The organism is Zeimonas sediminis (assembly GCF_023721795.1).
GTDB lineage: Bacteria > Pseudomonadota > Gammaproteobacteria > Burkholderiales > Burkholderiaceae_E > Zeimonas > Zeimonas sediminis.
Genome location: NZ_JAMQYE010000001.1, coordinates 1,659,044 through 1,675,422 on the forward strand (window position 1 = coordinate 1,659,044; position 16,379 = coordinate 1,675,422).

Here is a 16,379-nt window from a genome sequence, read left to right on the forward strand (position 1 = left end):
GCACGCGTGTCGAACCCCGCCTCCGTCTTCGAAGCCGGCGACCTCCGGCTGAGCTCCGGCGCCACCTATCGCGGCGCGCGGCTCTCCTATCGCACCTACGGCACGCTCTCGCCGGCACGCGACAACGTCGTGCTGTACCCGACCTCGTATTCGGCGCAGCACCTCGACACCCAGTGGCTGATCGAGCCCGACGGCATCCTCGATCCGACGCGCTGGTTCGTCGTGATTCCGGACATGTTCGGCAACGGCCTCTCCTCGTCGCCCGGCAACACCGCGCCGCCCTACGACGGCAGCCGCTACCCGCACTTCAGCATCCTCGACAACGTGCGCGCGCAGCGTCGCCTGTTGCGCGAGGTCTTCGGGGTCGAGCGGCTGAAGATGGTCTACGGCTGGTCGATGGGCGGCATGCAGGCCTACCAGTGGGCAGCCAGCTTTCCCGACGAGGTGGAACGGATCGCCGTGGTCTGCGGCGCCGCCCGCTGCGCGCGGCACAACTACGTGTTCCTCGAGGGCGTGAAGGCCGCGCTGACCGCCGACCCGGCCTGGCAGGACGGCCGTTTCGTCCGCAAGCCCGAGCGGGGCCTGCGCGCGATGGGCCGGGTCTACGCCGGCTGGGCGATGTCGCAGGCCTTCTACCGCGACGAGCTCTGGCGCGAGATCGGCTTCTCGTCGCTCGAGGATTACCTGGTCGGCGGCTGGGAGGGCAACTTCCTGCGCCGCAACGCCGAGGACCTGCTCGCGCAGATCCACACCTGGCAGCACTTCAGCATCGCCGACGACCCCGCGTACGGCGGCGACTTCGACGCGGCGCTGCGCGCGATCCGCGCCGAGGTGCTGTTGATGCCGAGCCGCACCGACCTCTACTTCCGGGTCGAGGACAACGCCGACGAACTGCCGCTGCTGTCGCGCGCACGGCTGGCGCCGATCGAGTCCGACTGGGGCCACCGCGCCGGCAACCCGGTGCATCGCGGCGCCGACTGGTCCTTCATCCGGGCGCAGGTGCGCGAGCTGCTGGCTCGCTGACGGACTCGGGCGCGATCTCGCCGCCCAGCGCCTCGACCAGTTCCGGGATCATCCGGCCGAGCTCGCCGGTGGCGATCGCCACGTCGGCATCGAAACCGTCGTCGGCCGGATCGTCCCCGCTCTCCGCCTTGCCCTCGAGCACCACGTCGAGCATCTCGATCCGCTTGAGCGTCATGCTCGCGTCGAGCAGGAAGGACACGCGATCCCGCCAGGTGATCGCGAGCTTCGTCGCCACCTTGCCCTGCCGGACGTGGGCGACGACCTCGTCGATGTCCAGGCTGTGCCGCGCGTAGCGCACGGTTGCCCGGTCGCCCGCGCGCGCCTGCCCGGTTCCCTCGAGCGCCGCGTCGGACTCGCCGGCGCCCGCCTGCTTCAGCTCGCATTCCTGGTCGATCGAGAAGCCCGGCGGGGCCTCGCGCTCGGCGAGCCATAGCGACATCGCGGTGGACGGCGCCATCTGCGTCTTCAGCAGGCCGGCCGGCAGCACGGCGCCCAGGTCGCGGAAGGCCTCGATCAGCGCGCCGACCGCTTCGTCGGCTTTCGCCGCGCTGCCCGCGCCCACCACCAGCAGCCCGGCCTTCGGGTCGAGCCAGATCCGGGTGGTCGCGAACTTGCTGAAGGCGCGCGGCAGCAGGTCGACGACGATCTCTTCCTTCAACTCCTTGCGAAGCTTGCCGCGCGGCCGGCTGCCGGTTTCCTGCTCGATCTTCTGCAGGCGCGCCTCCAGCGCATCGCGGACCGCCGCGCCGGGCACGGCCCGGGTCTCGGTGCGCAGGCAAAGGATCCAGTGGCCGCCGACCGATTCCACCAGCGCCTCGTGCTCGCGTCCGCGCGGCTCGATCCACCCTGCCGAGCGCGGCTCGGTCGGGCCGCAGGGAACGAAGCGGGCGCGATCCAGCGCGCCCTCGAGGCTGGCGAGCGACGGCGGCTCCCATCCGGGAGCGATCCGGTAGACGATGGCTGACTTGAACATGGGCGACGGTGCGATCCGGTTTCGGGAGCGGGAGACTAACCGAAAGCGGCGGTCCGGCGAAAACGCGCGAACCGGAATGCCCGCCCTGGCGGGCCCTCGCGCCGCGCGGATAATCCTCTCGCCATGAGAGGCTTCTACGGCTGGCGCATGGTCGTCGCGGGTTCGGGTCTGCAGTTCCTGCAGGCCAGCCTGATGATCCAGGCTTTCGGCGCCTACGTGGCGGTCCTCACCGAGGAAAAGGGCTGGAGCAAGACCGCACTGGCCGGCGCGGCGGCGCTGCAGTCGGTCGAGACCGCGCTGATCGGCCCGGTGCTGGGCTGGCTCGTCGACAAGGTCGGCGAGCACCGCCTGATCCGCTTCGGCATCGTCGTGTTCGGTCTGGGCCTGATCGCGATGGGCTTCGTCGACACGCTTGCCGGGTTCTACGGCGCGGTGCTGATGATCGCGCTGGGCAGCAGCCTGGCCGGCTACTTCACGATCAACATCGCGATCATCCACTGGTTCGAGCGCCAGCGGGCGCGGGCGCTGTCGTCGGTGGGGCTGGGGCTGGCGCTGGGCGGGATCGCGGTGCCGCTCGTGGCCGCGTCGATCACGGGCTTCGGCTGGCGGGCCACCGCGATCGGCTCCGGCGTGCTCGCGATCGCGATCGGCTGGCCGCTGGCGCGCGTCTTCCGCGGCCGGCCGCAGTCGCTGGGCACGCGGATCGACGGCCACCTGCCGCGCCCCGCGGCGGCCGCTAGCGAGGCCTCGCCCGGGGCCGGCGCGACCGCGTCGGATGCCGCCGACGCGGCCCTGCCCACTGCCGACGAGACACCCGGCCTGACCGCCCGGCAGGCCCTGCGAACCCGCGCCTTCTGGCTGATCTCGCTGGGCCACGGCTTCGCGCTGCTGGCGGTCACGAGCGTCAACGTGCACGCGATCTCGCACATCAAGGAGGGCCTCGGATACTCGGTGGCCCAGGCCTCGCTGGCGATCACGCTGATGACCGCCGCGCAGATCGGCGGCGTGCTGCTCGGCATGGCAGTGGGCGACCGCTTCGACAAGCGGCGGATCTGCGCGGCCTGCATGGTCGGCCACGGCGCCGGCCTGCTGATGCTGACCTACGCGACCGGGCCCGCAATGCTCGCCGCCTTCGCGCTGCTGCACGGCACCGCCTGGGGCCTGCGCGGCCCGCTGATGCAGGCGATCCGCGCCGACTACTTCGGGCGCAGGTCGATCGGCCTGATCATGGGGCTGTCGTCGCTGATCATCGCGCTGGGGCAGGTCGGCGGCCCGATGGTGGCCGGCGCCTTCGCCGACCTGACCGGCGACTACCGGCTCGGCTACACCTTGCTCGCCCTTTTGGCGGTCGCGGGATCCCTCGCCTTCCTGCTGGCGAAGCCGCCACGCCTGCCGGCCACGCCCGGGGCGGTTGCCTGACGCCCGCTGCGCGCGGGCTGCACCGCCGCCGGGCCCGCCGGCGATGTCACGGCCCGCCCAGGCAGTTCTCGTAAGGCAACGGGCACGGCGTCACGCCGCCCGGGCCATAGGACTTCGCCGGCGCCACCGCGCAGGCGCCGAGCAGGCTCGCAAGCAAAAGGACGATGGACAGTCTCGCTGCGTTCATGACGGGCACCTCCAACATGCCGTTGCGACGGTCGCGCGCAGGCGGTGATCGGCGAGCGGACGCTCTCGGCGCGAGCGCCGGGAGGCGCGAAACCCCTGCACATTGCCATCGTAGGCGCGAGCCCGGTGGCCGTTCTTGACCTGCGACATCCTTCACGCCGAACCGGGCGCCGAGAGCGCCGCGCGGCGCCGGACCGGAAACCGGACCGGGCCAGGAAGCGTCAACCCTGCGCCGGCAAGCGGTCGTCGGATGCCGCGGCGCCGAAGTTGCGGCAGATCGAGGTCTGCTTCTCCTTCAGCAGCAGCCGGCCGCCGGTCGTGCGGTAAGTGTTCAGCGTCCGGACGATCAGCATCGCGGCGCCGCGCGATCCGCTCTTGACGCTCGCGCCGACGATCGCGCTGGTCGCGCTGACCGTCTCGCCGACGCGCAGCAGGCTGGCGATCTCGACGTCGTTGCCGCCGTTGACCGCCCCGGGCAGCGCGATCCCGAGCCGCGCCGCGAGATTGCGGCCGATCTCGTTGACACCTTCGCGGCCCATCGCAGCCGGATCGGTCGACAGCGGAAGACTGCCCGGCATCGCCTCGAGGCCATGGATCGGGAACAGTGGCGGCGCGACGACCGTGCCGTGCGCGCTCGCGCGGCCGGCCTCGGGATCGAAGTATTCTGCGCGCAGGTCGCCGATCGCATCGGCGAACAGGCGCAGCCTGCTGAGGTCCAGCGGATAAGCCGAGACCCGCCGCTGCGGCGCTTCGCCGATCGCAACGGCCAGTTGCGGCGGCACAGGACCGACGGGCTCCTCGATCGACTCGTCGAGCGCGAGGTCGCCCAGGGCTTCCGGCACCACGAACGCTTCGGTGGCGTCCCCGGGCGCCCGCCGCACGAGCACCGCCGAGCCCAGCGTGGTGTCGCGCTGCTGGCCGAGGTTCGTGATCGCCACATCGACGAGAACCATCTCGAGGCCGGCGCGCCGCTCGACCGATCGGACGCTGCCGCCGACGCTCAGCGCCTCGCCCAGGAAGTCCGGTCCGGCGAAGCGGAATGCCAGCCGCCACGGCCAGAAGGCCGGGCCGAAGGCCCTCTCCAGGCACTGCACGAGCAGGTGCTGCTTCAGCGCGCCGTTGACCACGCGCTCGGGCAGGCCCGCATGGCGCTGCGCGTAGTCGAGGTCGTAGTGGATCTTGTCCCAGTTCTGCTGCGCTGCGCACCACCTGACGATGTGGCTGCTCGCATAGGGGCCCTTGACCAGGGCCGGCAGGGCCTGGCCCGGCGCGGGATGCGAAAGCACGGCTGCGTCCATGGTCCTGGTTCCCCCTCGCTTTCCGGCCCTCGGCCGCTACCGCCCCGACGCTATCATGGGCGCGCCGCGGCGCATCGGCGCCTGCGGCAGACCGCCACGCGACGGCCCCCGCGCCGAGGTGCACGATGCGATTCCTGATTCCGTTTTTCGCCGCGATCGCGCTCGCAGCCTGCGCCGCGACGCCCGATTCCGGCACGACGTCCTGGCCGACCGCCTGTCCCGAGGGGTACAACGGCTGCTTCGCCGACTGAGAGGTCATAGTGAGCGGACTCCCCTTCGAATGCGAGAAGCGCCCGGCCACCGGCACCCGCGGGATGGTCGTCACGAACCACCCGCTCGCCTCGGCCGCTGGCGCGGAGATGCTCGCCGCGGGAGGCAACGCGATCGACGCGGCGGTGGCCGCGCTGTTCACGCTCAGCGTCGTCGAGCCGATGATGGTCGGCATCTTCGGCGGCGGCCTGTCGCACATCCGGCTCGCCGACGGCCGGCACACGGTCGTCGACGGCCTGAGCTGCGCGCCGTCCGCGGCGCGGCCCGACACCTACCGCCCGGTCTCCGACCGGATGCCGGACTACATGGAGACCGAGGGCCGCGAGAACGCGGTCGGCGCGACGTCGGTCGCGGTGCCCGGCAACCTGCTCGGCTGGTGCGAAGCCGCGAGCCGGCACGGCCGCTTGCCGCTGGCCGACCTGCTCGAACCGGCGATCCGGCACGCGCGCCGGGGCTTCCGGATCACCGAGTACCTGTCGGGCTGCATCGCGGAATGCGCGCCGGACCTGGCGGCCGACGCGGAGATCGCCCGCCTGTTCCTGCCGAACGGCCGCCCGCTCGCCGCCGGCGAGCGCCTGGTGTCCGGCGACTACGCGGAAACGCTCGCCGCGATCGCCGCGCAGGGCCCGGCGGCGCTGCACGGCGGCGAGCTGGGCCGCCACGCGGTCGATGCGCTGGCGGCCCGCGGCGGGTTGCTGTCGCTCGACGATCTTGCCGGCTTCCGGCTGGTCGACCGCGCGCCGGTGCGCGGCAGCTATCGCGGCCACGAGATCATCGGCCCCCCGCCGCCGTCGGCCGGCGGCGTCCACGTGCTGCAGATGCTGAACATCCTCGAGGGCTTCGACCTGCGGGGCATGGGATTCGGTTCGGCCGAATCGATGCACCTGCTGGCCGAGGTCCTGAAGATCGCGTTCGCCGACCGGGCCGCAGCCACCGCCGACCCGGCCTTCGTGAGCGTGCCGGTCGAGAGGCTGGTGTCGAAGGAATACGCCGGGCAGCGCCGCGCCGCGATCGACACGCGGCAGGCCAGCGAATGGCTGCCCGGCGTTGCGCTGCCGCGCGAGTCGGCCAACACGACCCACGTGAGCGTGGCCGACCGCGACGGCAACATCGTGGCCAGCACGCAGACGATCAACAGCCTGTTCGGGGCGCGGATCATGATCCCGGGCACCGGCATCATCCCGAACAACTACATGTACCTGTTCGATCCGCACCCGGGCAAGGCGCTGTCGGTCGCCCCCGGCAAGCGGGTCACGACCTCGACCGCGCCCACGATCGTGCTGCGCGACGGCCGGCCGCGCTACGTGCTCGGCCTGCCCGGCGGCCTGCGGATCTTCGGTTCGGTGATGCAGGCGCTGGTCAACCTGATCGACCACGGCATGACGATGCAGCAGGCGGTCGAGGCGCCGCGCCTGTGGACCCAGGGCCAGGAGCTGGAGGTCGAGCAGGGCCTGCCGGAAGCCGGCCGGGCCGCGCTGCGGGGGATGGGGCACCGGCTCGCGGTCGTGCCGCACGTGGCCGGCGGCATGAACGGCATCGAATTCGCGGACGACGGGTCGATGACCGGCGCCGCCTGCTGGCGGGCCGACGGCACCGCGATCGGGCTGGGCGGCGGACTGGCGCGGCCGAACACCCGGTTCTGGCCCGAAGCGCCGCGAGCCACATGATTCGAATGGAGAACTTGAAGATGCTGAAGATCTGGGGACGCCGCAACTCGATCAACGTGATGAAGGTGCTGTGGGTCTGCGACGAGCTGTCGCTGCCCTACGAGCGTATCGACGCCGGGATGCAGTTCGGCGTGGTGAACACGCCCGAATACGCCGCGCTGAACCCGAACCGCAGGGTGCCCACGATCGAGGACGACGGTTTCGTGCTGGCCGAGTCGAACACGATCGTGCGCTACCTGGCCGCCCGGCACGGCCGCGAGGACCTGCTCCCTTCGGACGTCCGCCAGCGCGCCCGCATCGAGCAGTGGATGGACTGGGCGTCGTTCAGCCTGGCGATCGGGATGACGCCGCTCTTCTGGCAGCTGGTCCGCACGCCCGAGGACAAGCGCGACCCGAAGCTGATCGCCGCCAACGCCGCCGAGGCCGAGCGCTGCATGCGCATCCTCGACGAGCAACTCGCCGACAAGGCCTACCTGGCCGGCCCCGGGTTCACGCTGGCCGACGTGCCCGCCGCCGCCTTCGTCCATCGCTGGCTGAAGCTGCCGATCGAGCACCCGTCGCTGCCCAGGCTCGAGGACTACTACCGCCGCATGCTCGAGCGGCCGGCCTACCGCGAGCACGTGGCGCTGGAACTGAGCTGAGGGCGCGCCTGAAGGACTCGCCGGCGACTCCTTCTTGACAAACATTTCCCCGATCGCATCTACTGACCCCACGCCGCCGAAGAGCGGCCGTCTCGAGGGGGAGAAGAAGATTGGACATCGGGAAATCCGGGGGCGGCGTCGTGCTCGGGCGCGTCGACCTGCCCGCCGCTGATCGATACATCGCGTCGCTGGGACTCACCGAGGCGGTCGAGCGCCACGCGGACGGAGAGCGCGTCCGCCTTAGGCTCGCCGGCCCGCAGGCGGCTGCCTGGCTGCCGGGCTTCGACACGCTGGGAATCGTCGAGCGCTTGTCGCTCGACGGCGAGCGCCGCCCCGACGACCTCGAACGCGAGATCCTGGTCGCGCTGCTCGGCTCGCCGATCGACTTCGCCTACCCGAGCGCCGACGAGTTCCTGGCCGCGATCCGGATGCGCCGTCGAATCGTCGAGGCGGCCCGGCGCACCGTGCTCGCCTTCGACACCGCCGCGGCGGAGCGCCCGGAAGGCTACTGGGACTACGCGGACGGTCGCGGATTCGTCGTGCTGCCGGGCAAGCCGCTGATCGACGCGCTGGTGCTCGCCACCCAGCCGGGGGCGTCGGGGCGTCTCTACTCGTTCTCCTGCTATAGGGCGACCGAGTACGTGATCCTGCTGGCGATCGCCCAGGAGGCCGAGCAGGTCAACCCGCCGCTGCTCGCCGCGCTGCAGGCGCAGTGGGAGGAGCGCCCGATCATGTCGGGCAAGTTCCACGACGTCTTCCTGCACGAGTTCGGCACCAACGAGGCTCCGCTGCCGCCGCGCTACTACATCCCCGGCGACCGGCTGTGGTTCCGCAATCCCGACCCCCATTCGTCCGACGTCGCCGGCTTCGAGGGCTCCTGGGTGTTCTACCTGGGCGGCGGCATCTTCACGAACTTCTGGAAGCCCGGCCGCCACTTCACGATGGCCGACAAGTGCCTGGAGATCTACCACTGGCGTCACGCGGTGCGGATCGGCGCCGACGGCGAACCCTGGATGGACGAGTCGCTGGTCGACGAGCGCGTGGCCCGCTCGAAGGCCGATCCGGCCGAGGCCGCGCGGATCGTGGCGCTGATGTCCCGGGTGCGCGACCCGAAGGGCGTCTATGCCGACGGCGGCTGCATCGACGCGACCCGCGAGTGCCCGCGCGAGGTCTGCCCGGGGACCGCGGACATCAGATTGCCCGCGCTGCGGCGCGACTCGGCGGCGCCGGCGGATGTCGGGCCCGCTCAGCCGCCGAACGCCGCCTCGAGCATCGCGATGTAGTCCTCGCGCGTGGCCGGCCGCGGATTGGTCGCGTGGCAGTGATCGAGCAGCGCGGCGTCGGCGATGGCGGGCAGCTCGGCGCGCTCGACGCCCATCGCAGCCAGGCCGGCGGGCAGGCCGAGCCGCGCGTTCAGGCCCTCGATGAAGGCCGCCGGATCGGCGCCCGGCGCGAGCCCCATCGCGTCGGTCAGCGTGCGCGCCTTGGCCTCGAGAACCGGCGCGTTGAAGCGCAGCACCGCCGGCAGCAGCACCGCGTTCAGCGTGCCGTGGTGCAGCGCCCGGCCGGGCAGCGCGCCCAGCGGATGCGACAGCGCGTGCACCGCGCCCAGGCCCTTCTGGAAGGCCATCGCGCCTTCCATCGCCGCCATCATCATCTCCCAGCGAGCCTGACGGTCGCCGCCGTCGCGCGTGGCCCGTTCGATGTGCGCGCTGCCACGGCGCAGGCCGTCGAGCGCGATCGCCTCGGCCGGCGGATTCACCGCCGGCGCGCAGAAGGTCTCGATACAGTGCGCGATCGCGTCCATGCCGGTGGCCGCGGTCAGCATCGGCGGCAGGCCCAGCGTGAGCTCCGGGTCGCACAGCGCGACCTTCGGCAGCAGGTGCGGGCTCAGCAGGCCCAGCTTGCGGCCGTTGCGCATCACGATCACGCTGCCGCGGCCGACCTCGCTGCCGGTGCCGGCAGTGGTCGGGATCGCGACCAGCGGCGCGACCTTGGGCGTGATCCGGCCGACACCGCCCTCGACCGCCGCGTACTGCAGCAGCGGCTCCGGATGCGTGACGATCAGCGCGACCGCCTTGGCCAGGTCGATCGACGAACCGCCGCCGACCGCCACCAGCCCGTCGCAAGCGCGCTCGCGGTAGACCTGCGCGGCCCGCATCACCGCGTCCTCGGTCGGGTTGGGAGGCGTGCCGTCGAAGACCGCCGGCTCGGCCGCGTCGCCGATCGCGCCGGTCACCCGGTCGAGCAGGCCGGCCGCTGCGACGCCGCGGTCGGTCACGACCAGCGGACGGCGGACACCGAGTCGCTGCAGTTCGCCGGGCAGAAGGCGCAGTGCGCCGAAGTCGAAGTGGATCGTCGTCAGGTAGGTGATGGTGGCCATGTCGGTTCCGGATCTGGGGTCGAATCTCGTCGGGGGTCGCGCGCGGCGCGGCAGGCGGCTTTTCAGCCCTTCAGGAAGGGCGGCAGGCGCAGGCCTGCCTTGACCTTCGCGTCGAGTTCCGCCTCGGCCGCCCGCACCTTGTCGAGGCGGGCGATCGTCTCGTCGATGCGATCGAAGGGAACGACGACCACGCCGTCCTGGTCGCCGATCAGGATGTCGCCGGTGGCGATCGCGACGCCCGCCAGCACGATCGGCAGGCCCACGGTGCCCGGGCCCTCGCGCGCCGGCGAATTCGGCGTGACGCCGGCGGCGAAGCAGGGCAGGCCCACGTCGCGGATGCCCGGAACGTCGCGCACGCAGCCGTCGGTCACGAAGGCCGCGGCGCCGCAGTTGCGCGCCATGCCGAGCAGCAGGTCGCCGGTGATCGCGCAGCCGGTGTGCCCGTCGGCGGCCGCGGCGATCACGTCGCCCGGCTGCAGGTGGACCAGCGCGGCGAAGACGGCCAGGTTGTCGGCCGGGCCGGCGCGGCAGGTGACCGCCGGCCCGCAGAAGGCGTGCTGCCCGGTCACCACCGGCTTGATCCGGTAGTCGAGCCCACCGCTGCCGGCCAGCGCGTCGACCACGAAACCGGTCGGCACGCCGTGCAGCGCCGCCAGCTGGTCGGGGCGCGGACGGCGGAAATCGTCCGCGACGCGGATCTTGGGTGCGTCATCGATCAAGGGATGGCTCCTCGCAGCGGCGTGACGATCCGGCATCTCCCGGAACCGCGTCGCGGCCGCCGGCATTGCCCCAGTGCTCGCGCCATGCTATCGATACGCGATCGTCGCGTCGAGCCGACGGGACCGTTTTCGAGCGATCGAGGGGATCCGCGATGAGCCGATCGTCCGGCTGGCGACACAAGGCAATCAACGTCGACGCGATGCGCCGGCTCGCGCGCCGCAAGCTGCCGCGCCCGGTGTTCGATTTCGCCGACGGGGGCGCCGAGACCGAGTGGACGCTCCGGCGCAACGAAGGCGCCTTCGCCCGCAAGGCCCTGGTGCCGCGGCCGCTGAACGGCGCTGCGCAGCGCGACCTGTCGACCACGCTGTTTCGCCACCGGCTCTCGATGCCGCTGATGATCGGCCCCACCGGCCTGGCCGGGCTGTTCTGGCCGGACGGCGAGCTCTGCTCGGCGAGGGCCGCGGCGGCCGCCGGGATCGGCTACTGCCTGAGCCACGGATCGGTCTGCACGATCGAGGAGCTGGCGGCCCTGCGCACCGAGCCGCGGTGGATGCAGGTCTTCGTCTATCGCGACCGCGGGCTCACTCGCGAGTTCACCGACCGCGCGGCGGCGGCCGGCTATCACGCGCTGGTGCTGACGGTCGACAACCAGTTGCTCGGCAACCGCGAGCGCGACCTGCGCAACGGCTTCGGCATACCGCCGCGCTTCACGCCCTGGCAGTTGCTGGCGATGGCGCCGCAACTGCCCTGGCTGTGGCGCATGCGGAACGCGCTGCCCCGCCTGACGATGGGCAGTTACCTGCGCGAAGGCTCGCGCGAGGAGCTCGCCGCGCTCGCCGGGCGGCTCGCCTCGCTGCTCGATCCGTCGATGGACTGGGACGATGTGCGCGCGCTGCGCGAGCAGTGGAAAGGGCCGCTGCTGCTCAAGGGAATCCTGCATCCCGACGAAGCCCGGCAGGCGACAGCCCTGGGCGTCGACGGCCTGATCGTGTCGAACCACGGCGGCAGGCAGCTCGATGGCGCGATCAGCAGCATCGAGGCGCTGCCGGGCATCGTCGCCGCGGCGCGATCCGCGCGCCCCGACCTGCCGATCCTGATCGACGGCGGCATCCGCCGCGGCGCCGACCTGGCCAAGGCGCTGGCGCTGGGCGCTACCGCGGGCCTGATCGGGCGGCCGCAGCTGTGGGGGCTGGCAACGGCAGGGGAAGCGGGCGTGGCCCACCTTCTGGAGATCTACCGGCGCGAGTTCGACCGCGCGATGGGGCTGCTGGGCGCCGCGCGCGTCGACGAGCTGGGGCCCGATCTGCTCGCCGAGGCGCCGCCCCTGGGCTGAGGCACCACTGCGCCGAGATGCCGGCCCGGGCCGAGACGCCAGCGATGCGTTGAAACGCAGGTCCCGGGCGTGGTCGCGCTCAGGCCGGCACGACCGACGCCGGCCGCCGGCCCATCGAGAAGTCGACGATGCAGCCGAGCCCCTCGCGGGCAATCGCGTCGAAGCACTCGTCGGTCCAGCACAGCGCGTGCGGGGTCACGATCACGTTGTGCATCTTGAGCAGCGGATTGCCCGGGTCGACCGGCTCCTGCTCGAACACGTCGAGCGCGGCGCCGGCGATCGTGCCCGAGCGCAGCGCCTCGATCAGCGCGGCCTCGTCGGCGATCGGCCCGCGCGCCATGTTCACGAAGAAGGCGGTCGGCTTCATCCGCGCGAAGCGCTCCGCGTTCATCAGATGGCGGGTGCTGTCGTCGAGCAGCACCAGCGCGACGACGAAGTCGGATTGCTCCAGCAGATCGTCGAGCGACACCTTGCTCGCGCCCAAGCCCTCGATGACCGCGGCGTCGACGAACGGATCGGCCGCCAGCATCCGCCAGCCGAAGGGCCGTGCCAGCGCGAGGAACTCCCGGCCGATGCCGCCCGCGCCGATCACACCGAGCGAGCGCGTGGTCAGGCCCAGGCCCATGTGCGCGGTTCGCTCGTTCCAGCGGCCCTCGCGGGTCAGCCGGTCCTTCGCGAAAAGCCGGCCCGCGAGCGCGAGGATCTGGGTGAGCGCCGCGACCGCGACCGGCCGGCGCACCGCCACCGGGGTGTTCGTGGTCACGATGCCGCGGGCGGCCAGCCCCTTCACGTCGACCGAGTCGTAGCCGACCCCGTGCCGGGCCACGATGCGCACGCGGCAATCGTCGCGCGCGGCCGCGGCGGCCGGCACTCGCGGGGAGCTCACGTACAGCCCGTCGTAGCGCGCCATGATGTCGGGCGTGATCTCGGAGACCTGTTCGGGCAGGAACTCCCACTCGATGGCCGGGTTTCGCGAAAGCGCCTCGAGCGGGCCGCTTCCGAACGACGGCCGGCCGGCGGGCGTCAGCAGGTCGCGGGTCAGGCCCACGCGGAATCTCGTGCTCATCGCGACGCTCCTTCGCCCTGGGCGACCTGCGCGACCAGGCCCCGCACCGCGGCGCCGAACAGCCCCGGGTCGGTGCCGACCGCGATCATCGTGTAACCCATCGCGCGAACCCGCTCGATCCACGCGCGATCGGTGGCCATGAAGCCGGCCGCCTTGCCGTGGCGCTTCGCGACCTCGGCCACGCGCCGCATCGCCTGCTCGAAGCGGGGGTCGTCGAAGCGGCCCGGGATCCCCATGAAGTTCGACAGGTCGAAGTGCCCGACCCACAGCACGTCGACGCCTTCGACGGCCGCGATCTCGTCGACCTTCTCGAGGCCGCGCTCGGTCTCGATCTGGGCCAGCACCATCGTTCGCGCGTTCGCCGCGCGAACCTTCTCGCCGACGTCGCCGCCCGCATAGTCGTCCTGCGCGAAGCCGAAGGCCGCGCCTCGCCTGCCGGCCGGCGGGTAGCGACATGCCTGCACGATCGCCTTCGCCTGCTCCGCGGACTCGACCATCGGCACCATCACGCCGCGCGCGCCCAGGTCCAGCGCGCGGGCGATCCAGGGGTACTCGCCGCGCGGCACGCGCACCATCGGCTCGATCGACAGGCCGCGGCAGGTCGCGAACAGCCACTTCAGCGTCTCGAAGCCGAGCCCGGTGTGCTCCATGTCGTAGATCGCGAAGCGGCAGCCCGCGTTGGCCAGGATCGCCGACATGCCCGGCGAAAAGAACTCGAAGACCATCGCGCCGGCCACCGGGCGGCCGGCCATGACCTCGGCCTTGATCGTGTTCGGGCGCATCGTGTCGGTCTCCTCGCAGGCTTTCCGGAGAATTCTAGGCGGGATCGCCACGGCACGCAGCCCGGCGTCGGGTCGGTCGCTTCGGCCAGCCCGCGGTCGCGGGCCGTTCGTTTCGAAACACGGCGCCCCCCGGCGGCGCGGGCCTCGTCATGCCCTAAGCTGCAGTGCCATGCCTCCTTCCTCCCCGGCTGCTGCCGGCCACCAGCCCTATCGCCCGCTGCTCGGCATCCTTTTCATGCTGACGGCGGCCAGCCTGTTTCCGGTCATGAACGGGCTTGCCAAGCTGATGAGCCAGGGCTATTCGTCGGAACAGGTCGTGTGGGCCCGCACCGTGAGCCACCTCGTCTTCATGCTCGCGCTGTTCGTTCCGAAGGCAGGGTGGCGCGTCGTGCGCACCCGGCGGCCGGGCGTCCAGTTCCTTCGCTCCTGCATGCTGATCGGATCGACCTTCCTGTACTTCACCGCGCTGAAGTACGTGCCGATGGCGCAGGCGGCCTCGATCTCGTTCACCGCGCCGCTGATCGTGGTGATGCTGGCCGGCCCGATCCTGGGCGAGAAGGTCACGCTGTCGCGGATCGCCGCCGTGCTCGCCGGTTTCGCCGGCGTGCTGGTGGTGATCCGGCCGGGCTCGGCGGTGTTCCAGTGGGCGTCGCTGCTGATCCTCGGCACCGCGACCTGCTACGCGATCTACCAGATCCTCACGCGCCGGGTGGCGGGCTTCGACCCGCCCGAGACCTCGGCGGTCTACTCGGCGCTGGTCGGCTCGCTGCTCATGAGCCTCGTGGTGCCGTTTTCCTGGCGGACGCCGACATCGGCGACCGACGCGCTGCTGCTGGTCAGCCTCGGCGTGATCGGCGGCCTCGGCCACTACTGCGTGGCCCGCGCGATGACCTACGCGCCGGCCAATTTCGTGTCGCCCTTCCAGTACTGGCAGATGATCGGCTCGGTGGCGGTCGGCTACCTGCTGTTCGCCGAAGTGCCCGATGCCTTCACCTGGCTCGGCGCGGCGATGATCATCGCCGCTGGCATCTACGTCGGCATCAGCGGCCAGGCGGGCAAGGCCGCGCGTTGACACCTGGGCGAGGCGCGCCCCACAATCGTCCGACAAGAAGCACCTCGCGCTCCTCCTGCCCACCGCCAAGCCGCGGCTCGACGGCGAGCCTGGCTGCCCCGACGCGGCAAGCGTCTTTCGTGATTCCTCGCGGAGACCGACATGGCCGAGCGCTCCCTGGAAACGGACTACCTGATCGTCGGCGCGGGTGCCACGGCGATGGCCTTCGCCGACACGCTGCTCGACGACAGCGACGCCAGCATGGCGATCGTCGACCGCCGGCACAAGCCTGGCGGGCACTGGCTCGATGCGTATCCCTTCGTGCGGCTGCACGGCCCGTCGGCCAACTACGGCGTCAACTCGCGGCCGCTCGGCTCGGGCCTGATCGACCGGACCGGCCTGAACCAGGGACTCTACGAGCTGGCTACCGGCCCGGAGATCTGCGCCTACTTCGACCAGGTCATGCACCAGCGGCTGCTGCCGAGCGGCCGGGTCGCCTGGCTGCCGCTGAGCGACTACGAGGACGGCGTCGTCCGCTCCCGCGTCAACGGTGCGGGCACCCGCGTGCACGCCCGCCGCAGGATCGTCGATGCGACCTTCGCCGACACCCGCGTGCCTGCCACGCACGCCCCGTCCTTCGCGGTGGCAGATGGCGTGCGCTGCGTGCCGCCGAACGAGCTCGTGCAACTGCGCGAGCCCTGCGCCGGCTTCGTGATCGTGGGCGCGGGCAAGACCGCGATGGACACGGCGGTCTGGCTGCTCGAGCAGGGCGCGGACCCGGACACGATCACCTGGATACGCCCGCGCGATGCCTGGCTGCTGAACCGCAGGAACGTCCAGCCGAGCCACGACTTCTTCGAGCAGACGATCGGCGCGTTCGCGCACGAGATGGAGTCGGCGCGCGATGCGACATCGCTGGACGACCTGTTCGCGCGACTCGAGGAGAAGGGGCAGCTCTGCCGCATCGACGGCTCGGTCTGGCCGACGATGTATCGCTGCGCGGTCGTCAGCGATGCCGAGCTCGCCCAGATGCGCAGGATCCGCAAGGTGGTGCGCCTCGGCCACGTGACGGCGATCGAGCCCGACCGGATCCTGCTGGAGGGCGGGACCGTCCCGACCTCGCCCGACCATGTCCACGTTCACTGCAGCGTCGACGGCATCCCGAGAAAGAAGCCGCAGCCGATCTTCCAGGAAGGGAGGATCCTGCTCCAGTACGTTCGCCGCTGCTCGCCGACCTTCAGCGGCGCGCTCGTCGCGCACCTCGAGGCGACGATCGCCGACGACGCGACGAAGAACGCGATGGCGACGCCGGTGCCGATCCCCGACGAACCGGTCGACTGGCTGCGCAACCAGCTGGCCGATGCCCGCAACAGCCTCGCCTGGCGCCAGTCGCCCGAGCTGCAGCGCTGGCTGGTCGAGTCGCGGCTGGACACCTTCTCGGCCATGATCGCCCGCGCGATGCGCGAGCCCACGCCCGCCGGCAGCGCGATCCTCGAGCGCTGGAGCCGCGCGATCAAGCCGGGGGTGGCGAGGTTGTCCGAGCTGCTCGCGAGCGCCCGCTGAACCC

At 71.8% G+C, this 16,379-nt stretch carries 16 protein-coding genes; 9 read left to right on the plus strand and 7 right to left on the minus strand.

Translation table 11 applies throughout. From position 1 onward, the window contains the following. Positions 1–6 precede the first annotated feature (6 nt). The gene (locus M6I34_RS07735; RefSeq protein ID WP_272485116.1) at positions 7–1,023 is read left to right on the plus strand and encodes an alpha/beta fold hydrolase; all 1,017 of its coding nucleotides are present in this window, start codon (positions 7–9) and stop codon (positions 1,021–1,023) included. Here the strand turns inward: M6I34_RS07735 and M6I34_RS07740 are convergent. Then, positions 986–1,996, minus strand: a complete 1,011-nt coding sequence (locus M6I34_RS07740; protein WP_272485117.1) for a recombination-associated protein RdgC — start codon at positions 1,994–1,996, stop codon at positions 986–988. The two genes, M6I34_RS07735 and M6I34_RS07740, sit on opposite strands and share 38 nt — an antisense overlap. Positions 1,997–2,119: 123 nt before the next feature. On the opposite strand from M6I34_RS07740, the gene M6I34_RS07745 reads away from it, so the two are divergent. Next, the gene (locus tag M6I34_RS07745) at positions 2,120–3,415 is read left to right on the plus strand and encodes an MFS transporter (RefSeq protein ID WP_272485118.1); all 1,296 of its coding nucleotides are present in this window, start codon (positions 2,120–2,122) and stop codon (positions 3,413–3,415) included. Between the two features lie 46 nt (positions 3,416–3,461). Here the strand turns inward: M6I34_RS07745 and M6I34_RS07750 are convergent, their stop codons facing one another. Next, complete coding sequence (locus M6I34_RS07750) at positions 3,462–3,602, minus strand: hypothetical protein (RefSeq protein ID WP_272485119.1); 141 nt, start codon at positions 3,600–3,602, stop codon at positions 3,462–3,464. Between the two features lie 220 nt (positions 3,603–3,822). After that, positions 3,823–4,899: an FAS1-like dehydratase domain-containing protein gene (locus M6I34_RS07755; protein WP_272485120.1), complete on the minus strand. Its 1,077-nt coding sequence runs from the start codon at positions 4,897–4,899 to the stop codon at positions 3,823–3,825. A 125-nt stretch (positions 4,900–5,024) separates the two neighbouring features. Here M6I34_RS07755 and M6I34_RS07760 point away from each other — a divergent pair, with 125 nt between their 5' ends. The 4 genes from M6I34_RS07760 to M6I34_RS07775 all read left to right on the plus strand — a co-directional run bounded on the left by M6I34_RS07760 (position 5,025) and on the right by M6I34_RS07775 (position 8,760). Next, positions 5,025–5,150: a hypothetical protein gene (locus tag M6I34_RS07760; RefSeq protein WP_272485121.1), complete on the plus strand. Its 126-nt coding sequence runs from the start codon at positions 5,025–5,027 to the stop codon at positions 5,148–5,150. Positions 5,151–5,159: 9 nt separating this feature from the next. Further along, entirely contained in the window at positions 5,160–6,836 is a 1,677-nt protein-coding gene (gene ggt, locus M6I34_RS07765; RefSeq protein WP_272485122.1) for a gamma-glutamyltransferase, read from the plus strand. A 20-nt stretch (positions 6,837–6,856) separates the two neighbouring features. Continuing rightward, positions 6,857–7,477: a glutathione S-transferase family protein gene (locus M6I34_RS07770; protein WP_272485123.1), complete on the plus strand. Its 621-nt coding sequence runs from the start codon at positions 6,857–6,859 to the stop codon at positions 7,475–7,477. A 110-nt stretch (positions 7,478–7,587) separates the two neighbouring features. Further along, complete coding sequence (locus M6I34_RS07775; protein WP_272485124.1) at positions 7,588–8,760, plus strand: hypothetical protein; 1,173 nt, start codon at positions 7,588–7,590, stop codon at positions 8,758–8,760. Here the strand turns inward: M6I34_RS07775 and M6I34_RS07780 are convergent. After that, on the minus strand, positions 8,724–9,860 hold the full coding sequence (locus tag M6I34_RS07780) for an iron-containing alcohol dehydrogenase (protein ID WP_272485125.1): 1,137 nt from the start codon (positions 9,858–9,860) through the stop codon (positions 8,724–8,726). The genes M6I34_RS07775 and M6I34_RS07780 overlap by 37 nt on opposite strands. A 62-nt stretch (positions 9,861–9,922) precedes the next feature. Then, complete coding sequence (locus M6I34_RS07785; protein WP_272485126.1) at positions 9,923–10,579, minus strand: RraA family protein; 657 nt, start codon at positions 10,577–10,579, stop codon at positions 9,923–9,925. A gap of 152 nt (positions 10,580–10,731) precedes the next feature. Between M6I34_RS07785 and M6I34_RS07790 the strand changes: the two genes are divergently transcribed. After that, entirely contained in the window at positions 10,732–11,913 is a 1,182-nt protein-coding gene (locus M6I34_RS07790) for an alpha-hydroxy acid oxidase (protein WP_272485127.1), read from the plus strand. 79 nt (positions 11,914–11,992) lie between these two features. Here the strand turns inward: M6I34_RS07790 and M6I34_RS07795 are convergent, their stop codons facing one another. Together M6I34_RS07795 and M6I34_RS07800 are read right to left on the minus strand one after the other, a co-directional pair. Further along, complete coding sequence (locus M6I34_RS07795) at positions 11,993–12,979, minus strand: NAD(P)-dependent oxidoreductase (RefSeq protein ID WP_272485128.1); 987 nt, start codon at positions 12,977–12,979, stop codon at positions 11,993–11,995. Beyond that, positions 12,976–13,761, minus strand: a complete 786-nt coding sequence (locus M6I34_RS07800; protein ID WP_272485129.1) for an HpcH/HpaI aldolase family protein — start codon at positions 13,759–13,761, stop codon at positions 12,976–12,978. Before M6I34_RS07800 ends, M6I34_RS07795 begins: the two co-directional genes overlap by 4 nt. Before the next feature lie 169 nt (positions 13,762–13,930). Here M6I34_RS07800 and M6I34_RS07805 point away from each other — a divergent pair, with 169 nt between their 5' ends. Continuing rightward, positions 13,931–14,833, plus strand: coding sequence for a DMT family transporter (locus M6I34_RS07805; RefSeq protein ID WP_272485130.1), 903 nt, complete (start codon positions 13,931–13,933; stop codon positions 14,831–14,833). Between the two features lie 141 nt (positions 14,834–14,974). Further along, on the plus strand, positions 14,975–16,375 hold the full coding sequence (locus tag M6I34_RS07810) for an NAD(P)-binding protein (protein WP_272485131.1): 1,401 nt from the start codon (positions 14,975–14,977) through the stop codon (positions 16,373–16,375). The last annotated feature ends 4 nt before the right edge of the window (positions 16,376–16,379 follow it).